General features: G+C 70.1%; 5 protein-coding genes. 2 read left to right on the forward strand and 3 right to left on the reverse strand.

Translation table 11 applies throughout. The annotated features are described in order from the left end of the window. Positions 1–51 precede the first annotated feature (51 nt). Together NX775_RS17355 and NX775_RS17360 are read left to right on the forward strand one after the other, a co-directional pair. A complete protein-coding gene (locus NX775_RS17355) occupies positions 52–8,319 on the forward strand; it encodes a GH36-type glycosyl hydrolase domain-containing protein (RefSeq protein WP_258837118.1) in 8,268 nt (2,755 codons plus the stop codon). A gap of 185 nt (positions 8,320–8,504) precedes the next feature. Continuing rightward, positions 8,505–9,659 (forward strand): sensor histidine kinase, encoded by a 1,155-nt coding sequence (locus NX775_RS17360; protein ID WP_258837119.1) that lies wholly within the window; start codon positions 8,505–8,507, stop codon positions 9,657–9,659. Positions 9,660–9,677: 18 nt separating this feature from the next. On the opposite strand, the gene NX775_RS17365 is transcribed toward NX775_RS17360, so the two are convergent. The 3 genes from NX775_RS17365 to NX775_RS17375 are packed head-to-tail and all read right to left on the reverse strand — an operon-like array spanning position 9,678 to position 13,903. Next, a complete protein-coding gene (locus NX775_RS17365) occupies positions 9,678–10,574 on the reverse strand; it encodes a PfkB family carbohydrate kinase (protein WP_258837120.1) in 897 nt (298 codons plus the stop codon). Next, positions 10,571–11,560 carry a LacI family DNA-binding transcriptional regulator gene (locus tag NX775_RS17370; RefSeq protein ID WP_258837121.1) on the reverse strand — a complete coding sequence of 330 codons (990 nt, stop codon included), beginning with the start codon at positions 11,558–11,560 and terminating at the stop codon, positions 10,571–10,573. Before NX775_RS17370 ends, NX775_RS17365 begins: the two co-directional genes overlap by 4 nt. A gap of 12 nt (positions 11,561–11,572) precedes the next feature. Beyond that, positions 11,573–13,903 (reverse strand): GH92 family glycosyl hydrolase, encoded by a 2,331-nt coding sequence (locus NX775_RS17375; RefSeq protein WP_258837122.1) that lies wholly within the window; start codon positions 13,901–13,903, stop codon positions 11,573–11,575. Positions 13,904–13,930: the final 27 nt, after the last annotated feature.

A 13,930-nucleotide genomic window follows, 5' to 3' on the forward strand; every position in this document is an offset into this window, starting at 1 on the left:
ACGCCACTGTGCTCCAGCGGTCTGCTGCGCACGCTCAGTCCCGAGGCCCCGTTGAACGTCAAGAACCACAACCTGCCCGCCGGGCAGCGCACGCCGCATGATGCGGCGCGCGCGACCGGCGACGATGCGCCATGGCGCGCAGCACCTCTCGGCGCGCTCCAGCGCGCGGAACACGCACGCCAGTTGGCGGCGCGCCACGTACTGCAACCCACCACGGCCGGCAAGGGCGGCGCCCACGCCCTGCGCGCCCTCCTGGGCACGGATGCCGACGCCATCGCCGCCTCGTGCGACGCGCTCGACGAGGCCGCCCGCGCCGGCTTCGCGCTGCCGCCTGCCGGTGCGCGCCTGCTCGACCAGCACCATCTGCTCGACGCCCAGGTACGCCTGGTGCGCGCCGGCTTGCGGCCGGTCGCCGCGACCTTGCCGACACTGGCCCCGGATGGCGCCGTGCGCGCCTGGCGCCTGGTGCTCGATGTAATCGCACATGGCGATGGCCGTATCGACGCCGGGGAACTGGCGTTGTTCGTGGCTGCTTACCAGGAAGGCCCGGAAAGCGCAGCGCTGCGCATCGCCGAACTGGATGCACTGCCGGCGCTCCTGCGCCTGGCCCTGATCGACAACCTGCGGCGCCTGGCTGCGCGGGCGGCGCGTGCCTGCGCCGCGCATGAGCAGGCCGCCGGGTGGGCCGTGCGCCTGCTGGACACGGCAGAGACGCGGCCCGGTGACCTGATCCTGCTGGTGGCCGACATGATGCGCAGCGTCGAGGCCAGCGACAGCTTCATCGCCGAACTGGCGCGGCGCCTGCACGGCCGCGGCGGCGCCGTGAGCCAGGTACTGGACTGGCTCGACGCTCGCCTGGCCGATGGCGACAGCAGCATCGCGCAGCACACGCAGCGCGAGCACAGCGAACAGGCCGAGGATGCCATCTCGGCCGGCAACACGCTGGCCAGCCTGCGCCTGCTGGGCGGGATCGACTGGCGCGCCTTCGCCGAGACGCACGGCGCCGTCGACGCGCTGCTGCGCACCGACCCGGATGGCAGTTACGCCGCCATGGACGGCGCCACCCGCGACAGCTATCGGCACGCCATTGCACGCCGCGCCCGGGCTGCCAAAGTCGATGAAGCCGACGTCGCGCGCGACGCGCTGACGCTGGCCGGCACGCACCGCGCGCCGGGCGAAGGTGGCCTGGACGTGCGCACCCGCCACGTCGGCCATTACCTGCCGGCCCTGGCGCAGAAGGCGCCGGTTGCCACGCGCATCGGCGCAACCGCCGTCCTGACACTGCTGCTGACGATTGCCATCCTCGTCCACGCACGCCAGGGCGATGCCGGCGCCTGGTTGCTCGCGCTGATTGGCCTGCTGGCGCTGCCGGGGGCGAGCGCCTTGGCGCTGTCCCTGGTGCGCATGATGGAACGCTGGCGCATCCCGCCTGTCACTACGCCACGCATGGATTTCAGCGCCGGCATTCCCGACACCTGCCGGACCGTCGTCGCCGTCTGCGCGCAAGCGGGCGACGCTGCCGCGATCGAACGGCTGCGCGAAGAGCTCGAGGTGCGCTACCTCGGCAACCTCGACCCGAACCTGCGCTTTTGCCTGCTGCTCGACTTGCCCGATGCCGCCAGCGAAACGCTGCCGACGGACGACGTATCGCTGGCGCAGGCACGCACCGCCATTGAGACCTTGAATGCCCGGTATGGCCCTGACGGTGACGGGCCATTCATGCTCTTGGCACGGCCACGCGCGTGGAGCGTCGACCAGCAAGCCTGGATCGGCCAGGAACGCCAGCGCGGCCAGATCGCCGACCTGAATGCCTGGTTGTGCGGCGCGCGCGAACGCTTCCTGCTCACCGCCGGCAATACCGCGGCGGGCGCCGCGATGCGCTACGTGATTGCACTGGACGCCAACGCCGGCCTGCCACGCGACGCAGCGCGCAGCCTGGTGGCCGCGATGGCGCACCCGCTGCACCAGCCGGTGCAGGACGACAGCGGCCGCGTGCTCGAAGGGCACGGCATGCTGCTGCCCGCACGTGGTCCCGCGCCACCGGGCCATCGCGCGCCGCGCTTTGCCCGCATGGGCGGGGCCGCGCTGGATGCGCGCTACGGTTGGGTCGCGATCCATGATGTCGATGCCTGGCGCCGTGCCTGCGGCGACGTTGTGCGCGATGACGGGCGCGCCTGGCCCGGCGCCGTCGAGCGCGATCGCCTGCGCGCCGGTCGCGTGGCAGACTTGCGCGTGGACGCACTGCGCCCGCACAACTATGGTGAGTACATGCTGCGCCGGCACCGCGCCGTGCGCGCGGCCTGGCAATCGGTGCAGCGCCTTGGTCGCGGTCCCGATTACCTCGAGTACGCGCCCGCGCGCTGGATGCTGTTCGACCAGCTGCGCGCGAGTCTCGTCGCGCCGGCGTCCCTCGCCTTGCTGATCCTGTGCTGGAGCCTGCTGGCCGCGCCCGTGTTCTGGACCGCGGCGGTGCTGGCGATCGTGTTTGTGCCGGCGCTGGTGGGCATGCTGGTGGCGCTGGGCGACCGGCCGCTCGACGCACCTTGGCGCCAGCATCTTGACGGCTGGGTGCGCGGCGCGCGCCTGACGCTCACGCGCAGCGCCTTGTGGGCCGCCTTCCTGCCGCATGCGGCGCTGGTCGATGGCCATGCCCTCGTGCGGGGCCTGTGGCGCCGGCACGTGGCGCAGCGCGGCTTGCTCGATACGCAGACGGCGGCGGTCCCTGGCCGCTCGCTGGAAATCAGCGGCCGCGCCATGTGGTTCCCGCCGTTGCTGGCGATGGGCACTGCCATGCTGGTGAGCTTTGCCAACCCGTATGCCTTGTTCGCCACGGCGCCGATGCTGCTGGTGTGGTTCCTGTCGCCGGTGCTGGCCTGGTGGACGGGGCACGTCACCCGCCGCAGCGCACGCCTCGCGCCGGCGCAGGACCAATTCTTGCGCGCGCTGGCGCGCCGCACCTGGGGCTTCTTTGAACGCCACGGCGCCGATGGCCATGGGCTGGCGCCGCACGCCGTGCTCGAACATCCCGAGCCCGCGGTCGATGCACGGGTCTCGCCCGACGGGATCGGCCTTGGCCTGCTGGCCACGCTGAGCGCGCGCGACTTCGGCTTCCTGCCACTGGGGGGACTGCTGGAACGCAGCGAGCGCGCGTTTGCCTCGCTGGCGCTGCTCGAACGGTGGAACGGCCATCTGCTGCAGTGGTATGACGGCGCCACGCTGGCCCCGCTCGAGCCGCATCATGTCGATACTGCCGCCAGCGGCAGCCTGGTGCTGGCGCTGCGTACCTTTGCCGTTGGCATGGACGAGTTGCTGGATCAGCCGATCGCCGGTGCTGCGCCGGACGGCATCCGCGCCACGCTGCTGGTCGTGCGCGAGCATGCGCACGGCGCGCCGGCGTCATTCCTGGACGCGCTGGACGAGATGGATGGCGCGCTGACGCCCGAACGCTGCCGCGCTCTCGATACGCTGCCGGGCCTTGCCGATTGCCTGCGCCTGGCGCTGGCCAATGCCGAGCGCCTGATGGCCAGCCTGCCCGAGGATGCGGCGGCAGAGCCGGCGCTGCTTGCATGGGTCGAGCGTCTGCATGCTGGCTGCACCGCGCAGCTGGACAACCTGTACGCACTGGCGCCGTGGATGCGCGCTGTCCAGGAATACGTCCTCGGCGCCAGCCTGACCCGGATCCCGACACTGCGCGAACTGGCGCAGCTCGACGCGCCGGCAACGGGTGGCGCCGGCCTGGCTGCCCTGGTGGGTGCGGGCCGCGCTTGCGCGCAGGAGCGCATCGAACGGCTGGCCGCGCTGGCTACCGCAGCGCGCGACGCCGCCCGCATGGACTTCGGCGCGCTGGTCGATCCCGCCACTGGCCAGCTGGCCGCCCGCTACCACGTGCGCGACAAGCGCCTGGACAGCGACAGTTGCGACTTGCTGGCGTCGGAGTCGCGCATGGCCAGTTTCGCCGCCGTGGCCCAGGACCAGCTGCCGCAGCAGCACTGGTGGTCGCTCGGGCGCCCGCAGCGCATGGCTGGCGGAAGCACGCTGCTGCTGTCGCGCCGTGGCGCCATGGCCGATCTGCTGGCGCCGCAACTCTGGATGCCGGTCTGGCGCGATACGCTGCTCGACGCCGCCGCCCGCGCGCTGGTGCGCGCCCAGGCTGCACACGCCAAAAGCAGGGACGTGCTGTGGGGCTTTTCGCCATCCCGTTGCAATGCCGTGGATGCCGCCGCGCGCTACCGCTCCGGCCAGTTCGGCTTGCCCGCTGCCGCGCTGCAGCGCCAGCGCGACGACGACCTGGTCGCCGCGCCGTACGCCGCCGCGCTGGCGCTGGGCGTGACGCCGGGCCTGGCCAGCACCAACCTGCGCGCTTTTGCGGCGCAAGGCATGCTGGGTGAACTCGGGTTGTATGAAGCGCTCGATTATGCGCCGGCGCGTTTGCCGCAAGGCGAGCGCCAGGTCGTCGTGCGGGCCTACGCTGCGCGGCACCAGGCGATGCTGCTGCTGGCGCTGGCCCGCCATTTGCTGGGCGAACCGATGCAGCGCCGCTTCTGCCGCGATCCCGAATTCCGGGCCGCGCTGCCCTTGCTGCAAGAACCGGTGCCGGTCTCCGGCGCAGCCGCCGAACGTCGCTACACCGGCGCGGCGACAGCCAGCCAGAGCGTGACGGCGCGCCCGTATGCCCGCGTCATCGGGAGCGAACCCCCGGTGCTGCCCGAAGTCCAGTTGCTGTCCAATGGCCGCTATCACCTGATCGTGGCCAGCGATGGCACGGGCGCCAGCCGCTGGGATGACAAGCAGATCACCCGCACCGGCATCGGCGAGACCGGTTTGACGTGCCATGTGCGCGACGTCGCATCCGGCCAGGTCTGGCCGGGCCTGTTGCCAGAGAGCGAGCGCGAAACGGTGTTTTCCGAGGGCCGCGCCAGCGTGCGCTGCCTGGATAACGGGCTGGCCATGCACACCGATATCGTGGTGGCGCCGGACGACGACGTCGAACTGCGCCGCATCCGCATCGTCAATCAGGGCCTGCAGCCGCTGACGCTGGAGCTGACCAGCAGCGTGGCGCTGGCCGGACCGGCGCTCGAGCCGGGCGGCCGCAGTCACATCATGATCGAATTCGACGCCCCGCACGACAGCCTGCTGTGCGTCACGGCGGCCGATGCGCCCGTCGTCATGCACCGCATGGCAGTGCGCGACATCGCGCCTGCCGTGACGGTGGAAACGGACCGCGCGCGCTTCATCGGCCGTGGCCACGATCTGCGCGCGCCCCAGGCCATCGGCGCCGGCGGCGCGCTGCCGGGCCTCGTCGCCGAACCGGATGACGCGTTGCTGGCCTTGCGCCGCACCGTCACGCTGGCGCCGCAACAGGAGATCACGGTCGACCTGGTGCTGGGCGTTGCCGCCAGCCGGGCGATGGCGCGTGAACTGGCGGCCCGCTACAGCGCCGGCCATGCGGTCGACCGCGCGATCGACGCGGCCTGGACCCAGGCCCAGGCCTTCCTGCGCCGCATGGACGTGAGCGAAGCCGATGCGCAGCTGTGCAACCGCCTGGCCGGTTGCCTGCTGCAGCCGGTACCGGCCCTGCGCGCCGACCCGGCCGTCATCGCGCGCAATGTGCGCGGCCGCGCCGACCTGCTCGCATATGGCATCGATGGCGTGCAGCCGGTGCTGCTGCTCCAGCTGGCGGACGGTCCGGATACCGGTCTGGCGCGTCAGGTGCTGCAGGCGCATACCTACTGGCGCAACCGTGGCTTCGCGGTCGACCTCCTGGTGCTGTGCGACAGCCGCACCGTGCGCGAGGGGGTGATGACGCTGGCGATGGCATTGGTCGATCCCGACACCTTCGATGCGCCGGGCGGCGTACACCTGTTCCTGCGCGAAGACGTCGCGCAGGAAGACCGCATCCTGCTGCGCTCGAGCGCAAGCGTGCTGCTTCTGTCCGGCCGGGGCGACCTGGCCGACCAGCTACGCCGCGCCGCACGGCCCGGCGTCGCCTTGCCGTCGCCACTGGTGGCTGGCGCGACCACGCCATGGATGACGGAAGCATTGCCCACCGTGCAGCCCGAACGCCTGTTCGACAACGGCATCGGCGGCTTCACGCCGGATGGCCGCGAGTACGAGGTGCGCAGCAACGCCGCCGTGCCGGTGCCGCAGGCGCCCTGGGCCAACCTGCTGGCCAATCCCGGTTTCGGATCGGTGGTCTCGGAACGGGGCCATGCCGTCACCTGGAGCGGGACGCGCGCTGCACGCCTGAGCGCCGGCAGCGACGATGTCGCACCGCAGGATGGCGAAGCGTTCTACCTGCGCGACGAGGACAGCGGCGCCTTCTGGTCGCCCACGCCGTGGCCGGCGCCCTCGCCGGAACCCTATCTGACCCGGCACGGCGTCGGCTACACCGTGTTCGAACACGGCGCGCACGGCATCCATTCGGCGCTGCGCTGCTTCGTGGCGCCGGATGTGCCCATCAAATACAGCGTGCTCCGGCTGCGCAATGACAGCGATGCGCCGCGGCGCCTGAGCGTGACGGGATTCGTGGCATGGCAGCTCGACAGCGTCGACGCCACGCCTGGCCTGCAGGTCGTCACGGGCATCGATTTGGCCAGCGGCGCGCTGTTCGCGCGCAATGCGTTCAGTGACGACTTCCGCGACCAGGTGGGGTTCTTCCATATCGACGCCGAAGATGTTGCCGCAACCTGCGACCGCGACGAATTCATCGGCCGCCAGGGCAGCATCGCCCAACCGGCGGCGCTGGGCCGCAGCAGCCTGTCCGGCGCCAGCGGCGCGGGGCGCACGCCGTGCGCGGCCCTGCAAACGGCGATCACGCTGGTGCCGGGCGAAGAGCGCGAACTGGTGTTCGTGCTGGGCGTGGCCGGTCCCGGCACGCTCGATGCCAGCCGCGAGGTGCAACTGCACGGTGGGGCGCGCGCCGCTGCTACCGCGTGGGAGCGCCTGCACAACTGGTGGGATGGCACGCTCGGCGCGGTTCAACTGCACTCGCCCGACGCATCGCTCGACCTGCGCGTCAACACCTGGCTGCCGTACCAGGCGATCAGCGCGGCATGGGGCGAGCGTTGTCCCGCCACACGCCTGCAGTCGCTGCTCGCCAGCGTACATGCCCGGCCCGAGCTGCTGCGCGACGCGTTGCTGCAGGCGGCGCGCGACTTCGCCACGGCACAGTCCAACCTGCCGGCTCCTGCAGTCGACGATTTCCTGTGGCTGCCCCATGTGCTGACGCGCTACCTGGCCGTCACGGGTGATTACGCGCTGCTGGCCGTGCTGCCATTTGGCGCCGATCCCGGCGACGCCACGCGGCTGGCCGCCGGGGACGACCTGTACCAGCACTGCGTGCATGGCCTGCGCGGCTGCCTGCGCTTCGGCCAGCGCGGCCTGCCGCTGGCGGCGGCGCGCCTGCACGACGACGACGCCACGGGCCGTGTCGAAAGCGTGCGCACGGGCTTTTTCATGGCCACCGTGCTGCAGCGCTTCGGCGACGTGGCGGACCGGCGCGGCGACTTCGGTTTTGCCACCACCTGCCGCGGCGCCGCGCTGGCGCTCAGGGCGCAGTGCGAAGAACATGGCTGGGACGGCGACTGGTACCGCTGGACGTGGCTGGACAGCCGCAACGCGCTCGGTTCGATCGCCAACGCCGCCTGCCGCGTCGAGTTGTCGACCCAGGGCTGGGCGGTGCAGGCCGACGCCGAACACGGTGCGGCCGCGCTGCGCGCCGCAGCACTGCGCCTGGTCGACGAGGCGCACGGCGTCACGCTGCTGTGCGATCCGGCGGTCGACGGGCACTGGAGCGAGCGCGTCGTGGCCAGCCCCGGCCAGGACCACGGCGCCGTCGCGCTGGCAGCGGCGGGCTTCGCGCGGCTGGGCGACGCCGGCCGCGCATGGCAGCTGGCCGGCATGCTCGATCCGCTGGCGCCGACCCTGGCGCCGGACCGCACGGCGGATATCAGCGCGCCGCCATACTTTATCGCGGGCGGCGTGCGCACGGTGGCGCCGCACATCGGCCGCGCCATCGGCGGCTTGCACACCGCCTCGGCCGGGGCCACCTGGCTGCTGGCGATCGAAGCGCTGCTGGGTGTGGAGCGCAACGGCGCGCGCCTGCACCTGACGCCGCACATGGCGCCGGGCTGGGAAGGTTTCAGCCTGCGCTACCGCTATTACAGCGCGTTCTACGAGATCACGGTGCATGCGGGCGACGGCATGGAAGGCTTGCTGCTCGATGGCCAGCCATGTCCTGACTGGACGTTCGAACTGCAGGATGACCGGCGCGATCACCGGGTGGAGCTGTGGATCGCGGGGACGCCGGCCGGCGCCTAGGGCCAGCGCGCGGGCGTGGCGGCCCAGCCACAGCCGGCGCTGAAAATCGCCGGGTGCGGAGGCCGGCCGCGCGGTGCGAATTGGCTTGCGCTATATAATTCGGGAACGGCCCCTGATCGCCGTTGATCTTCCCTTATTCGTGACCGATCGCGCATGCTGCGCACGGCCCTGACACTGACGACCGCATGACACTAGCCACTGACCAGAATGTTGACCGCCACGGTATTTCGCCCACCGGGTTGCAATTCATTTCCATCCGCGACGCCGTCATGGACCGCTGGGAACGGGAAGTGCGCGCGCGCGTCGATGGCGCCCAGAATCTGCTGCGGCCCGTGCTGACCAACACGCTGCCGGCGTTTTTCGACAATATCGCCGAAGCCCTGAGCCCGGACCATCCGCGCACGCAGGCTGCGAGCGGCAACAATTCGGCCAGCGTCCACGGCACCGAGCGCGCCCGCATGACGCCGTTCGGCCCCGATCAGGTTGTCCACGAATACCAGATCCTGCGCGAGTCGATCGGGGTCGTGGCCAAGGGCAGGGTGGTCCTGGACGACGACCACTGGCGCATCATCGACGCGTCGATCAATGCCGCCATGCGCGAGGCAGTGCGCTCGTTTACACAGATCCATGAAGACCTGCGGCACAAGATGGCGGCCGCGCTGTCGCATGACATGCGCACGCCGTTGTCGGTGGTCGCGCATGGCGCGCAGCTCATGTCGATGACGGCCGACTGGGCGCAGGTGAAAAACGTCGCCGCCCGCATTGGCACCAACGCCGACCGGCTCAACGAGATGATGGCCGAGCTGCTCGACGCGCTGACGTTCCAGGGCGCGGCGAAGATCCCGTTGCACCTGACGCATTTCGATATCCTGGGCCTGACGCGCGAACTGGGTGAGCAATACGGGCACGGCCAGCATGGCACGCAGGTTGTCGTTGACGTGTCCGGCGAGCCGGTTACGGGCCACTGGTGCCGCGCCTCGCTCTGGCGCGCACTGGAAAACCTCGTCAACAACGCGATCAAGTATGGCGACGGCGGCACCGTCAGCATCATGGCGCACCAGACGCGCGGACGCCTGATGGTGAGCGTTCACAACGAAGGCAACGCGATTCCTGAAGAGCAGCACAACCGGATCTTCGAGTACCTGCGCCGCGAAACAGGGCCGTTCTCGGCCACCGGCTGGGGCATCGGTCTGCCGTTCGTCAAGGCCGTGGGCGAAAGCCACGGCGGCAGCGTTTCGGTCGACAGCTCGCCCGAGCTGGGCACGACGTTCCTGATCGACATCCCCGTCGACTGCCGTCCTTTCGTGGGCGGCAGCGCCCAGTGCGCCGCCTCGGCGTGATCCCGTCGCAGGGCGCGTTCAGCAGATGACTGCGACCCTGCCTAGCAGCGCCCGGACAGCGCCGAGGTCGGGCGCGTGCGCCCCCGCCACCCGGCCTGCGGCGCCGCCCGCAGCCACCGCAAACGCCAGGTGCGCGGCCATGCTTGCATCGGGCCACTGCTGCAGCGAATAAATCAGTCCGGCCATCCCTGCATCGTCCGCGCCCAGCGTGTCGACCACGTCGATCACGTCAATGACGGGCGCCTGTGCATGCCATGTCTGCGCGCCGTGATACAGCGACGCACCGCCGGCGCCGCGCGTGAGCAGCACCAGCGCTGCCGGATTGCGCGCGCGCAGGCGCCCCAGCGAGCCAAGCGTGTCGTGGCTGCGAAACAGCGCGCGCAGGACGTCGTCGGACACCTTGATGACGTCGGCCAGTTCGGTCATGCGCTGCAGCGTCGCGTCGTAGGCTGGCCCCATCAGGTTGCGCCAGTGCGGGTCATAGCTGATGCGCAGCCCATGCGCTTTCGCCTGTTCGGCCAATGCGATCAGCGCGAGGTCGAGCGGTCCACGCGCCAGGCTGGTGCCGCCGAAGTGCAGCCACTGCACCTCGTGTGGCCAGCCGGGCGGCATCATCGTCACATCGAAATGCAGGTTCGCTGCAACGTCCCCGCTGATGATGTCGTGCGGCGGCGTGGCGGCCCGCTGCAGGTAGCGCAGGTCCAGGCCCGCCGCTTCGCTGGCGCGCCACAGCGCATCGCCGGCCATGCAACGGCTGATGGCGCCGGCGAAACCGCTGGCGACACCCAGCGCAGCCAGTGCCCGCGCCACGTTCCAGGTCGAGCCGCCGGCGTGGCTGCGCCATGTGTCGCCGTCCTGGTGCAGCAGATCGGCCAGCGCCTCACCCGCGCAGAGGATGGCTGCGGGCCCGGTCATCGCGCCTCTCCGGTGCTGCTTGCGCGGACCATCAGCCGCACCGTGAGTGTCTGTTCGAGGCCGGACGTGGCGCTCTTGTCCAGCAACAGGTCCACGCCCATCCGGCCCAGCAGATCCTTGTCGATATTGATGCTCGAGAGCGGCGGCACCGCGGCCGCGGCGGCGCTGATGTCGTCGAAGCCGACGATCGCGATGTCGTGCGGAACCCTCAGGCCGCGCGCCATGCAGTGGCGCATGGCCGCCAGTGCGGTGCTGTCGTTGTAGCAGAACAGCGCGTCGGGCCGCGGTTCGCGCGCCAGCAGGGTGTCGACCGCCCCGTGCAGATTGTCCTGCGTGTCGCCAATGCTGGGTAGCTGGATTTCGAGGTCGGGATCGGCCAGCATGCGCGCCTCGAACAGGGCCTTGCGAAAGCCCCGATAGCGCTCAAGGATGCTGTGGTGCGACAGCGGCCCGGTGAGCATGGCGATGCGGCGCCGCCCCAGCGCGAGCAGGTGGCGCGTGGCCAGGTAGCCGCCCAGCGCATGGTCGGGATTGACCGAGCGGTAGCCGGGCAGGCGCATGTCGAGCAGTACCAGCGGCTTGCCGGTGTCGCGCAGCGCAGCCACCAGTTCCGGCTCAAAAAAGCCGGCGCACAGCAACGCGTCCGGCTGGTGCAGGCGCACCAGATCCAGCATCGGCTCGGCCGGACCGACCACGACGAACGAGAGCGCGATGCCGTGCTTGCGGCAAGCATCCTCGGCCCCGTGCAGTACCGGCAGGTAGAACGGGCTGGCCGCTTGCGTGTTGTGCTGGCGGTGCAGCAAAAAGGCGACGCGGAGAATCTCGCGCTGGCGCAGATTGCCGATGTCGTACCCCAGCTCGCGCGCCGTGGCGCAGATGCGCGTGCGCGTCTCGTCGGCCAGGCCTTCCTGGTTTTTCAGCGCGCGCGAGACCGTACCGATCGAGTAGCCGGTGGCGCGGGCGATGTCGCGGATCGTCACGGCCATGTCCAGAGCCGGTCAGTATGCGGTCTGCGTGTACGGGCGGGCCTCTTTCGCCGTGCCCCAATCCTTGTTCGGCGTGGCCTGCATCGTGAATACGAGCTCGCCGCCGGCCATGATGTCCTGGTGACGCAGGAAGGTGCGCGCGAGCGGCTTGCCGTTGAGGGTCACGTGCCCGACATAGCCGTTGGTGGCCGACAGGTTCTCGGCGCGCACGGTGAAGCGCTTCCCGTTGGGCAGGTTCAGCGTCGCCTTGTCGAGGAACGGGCGGCCGATTACGTACTCGTTGCTTCCCGGGGCGACCGGATAAAAGCCCAGCGCGGTGAACGCGAACCAGGCCGACATCTGGCCCAGATCGTCGTTGCCCGACAGGCCATCGGGCTTGTCGCTGTACTGCGTGGCCATGATATTGGCCAGGCGTTCCTGCGTGCGCCACGGCGCGCCCGCGTAGTTGTACAGGTAGGCGACGTGGTGCGACGGCTCGTTGCCGTGGGCGTAGTGGCCGATCAGGCCAGAGATGTCTTCCATGTGCGCGTACAGGTTCTCGTCGACCTTCGCGTCGAAGACTTCGTCCATCTTGGCCACGAGCTTCGCGTCGCCGCCCAGGAAGCCGATCAGGCCCGCATTATCGTGCGGCATGTACCAGGAATACTGCCACGCGCTGCCCTCGGTGTAGTCGCTGCCGAAGTTCGACTGCGCCGGATCGAACGGGGTGCGGAATTCGCCGGTGGATTTGCGGGCGCGGATGAAGCCCGTGTCCTTGTCGAACACGTTGCGGTAGTTCTGGGCGCGCCGGTAGTAGCGCGCCGCGACATCCTTCTTGCCCATCTTCTCGGCCATGCGCGCGATGGTCCAGTCGTCGTACGCGTATTCGACGGTCTTGGAGGCCGCTTCCTTTTCCAGGTCGATCGGCACGTAGCCCAGTTTCATATAGTGTTCGAGCCCGCCGTATGGGCCGTATTCGGCGCTGGCGGTCATCGCGGCCAGCGCCTTGTCGGCGTCGAAGCCGCGGATACCCTTCATGTAGGCGTCGGCGATCACGGGCACCGCGTGGTAGCCGATCATGGTCCAGGTTTCCAGGCCATGGAACTGCCATACCGGCAGCACGCCGTAGGGGCTGTGCTGCTGCGAGGCGATCAGCGAGTTGACGAAGTCGGCGCTGCGCTGTTCGGGCGCGACGATCGTGAGCAGCGGGTGCAGCGCGCGGTAGGTGTCCCACAGCGAGAACGTCGAGTGGAAGCGAAAATCCCTGGCCTTGTGCACCGCGTTGTCCGGGCCGCGGTAGCTGCCGTCGAGGTCCATGAACAGCGAGGGCGCGAGCATCGTGTGGTACAGCGCCGTGTAGAACTGCGTGCGCATCGGCGCCGGCGCCTCGACCTTGACGGCGCCCAGCGCCTCGTCCCAGGCCTTGCCGGCGCGGCGGCGTTCGGCGTCGAAATCCCAGCCCGGCATTTCAGCCAGGTTGGCAATCGCGTTGTCTTCGCTGACGGGCGAGAGCGCGACCTTTACCAGCAGGGTGCCGTCGGCCGGCACGCCGAAACTGAAGTCGCCCATCAGCGCCTTGCCTTCGACCAGCGCGCGGTCGCCCGGCGTCTTGCCCGGCTGGGCAAAGCCCTTGTACTCGACGGCTTCTTCGCGGTTGAGCAGCTGGCGCGTGTCGATCGGACGCGAGAACCGGATCGCGAAGTACAGCTGGCGGCCCGGCGCCCAGCCGCGCGTTTCACGCATGCCGGTGACGGTGCTGGCGTCGCGCATGCGCAGGCGCGACCACAGGTTCTTGCCATCGTAGTTGTAGATGCTGGTGCGCAGGTCGAGCAGCACCTTGGCTGGCTCGCCGGCCTTGAACTTGTAGCGGTGCAGGCCAACACGTTCACTCGCGGTCAGCTCGACGTCGACGTCATGGTCTTTCAGGCGCACCGCGTAGTAGCCGGGTTCGGCCTGTTCCTGGTCATGCGAGAAGCGCGAGCGGTAGCCCGAGAATGGCCGCTCGGGGTAGCCCGGCTCCAGCTTGGTCTCACCGCTGTAGGGCATCAGGAGCACATCGCCCAGGTCCGAGTGGCCGCTGCCCGAGAAGTGCGTGTGCGAGAAGCCGAGGATCGAGCCGTCGCCGTGGTTGTAGCCGGCGGCCCACGGATAACTCTGGCGGAAGTGGCGGTGCTGGGTGTCGGGACTGAGCTGCACCATCCCGAACGGGCGGCTCGCGCCCGGGAAGGTGTGGCCGTCGCCGCCGGTGCCGATGAAGACGTTCACCGCCGCGGCCGGGGAGCCCGGTTCGGCCGCCTGCAAGGGCGCCGCACTAAACAACAGGACTGCGAAGGAAAGGGATCGGGTCTTGAAACGAGCTGTCATTGGTGTCTCCACACGTGGCGGGAGCGC

Origin of the sequence: Massilia aurea (assembly GCF_024753205.1) — a bacterium.
Lineage (GTDB): Bacteria > Pseudomonadota > Gammaproteobacteria > Burkholderiales > Burkholderiaceae_D > Telluria > Telluria aurea.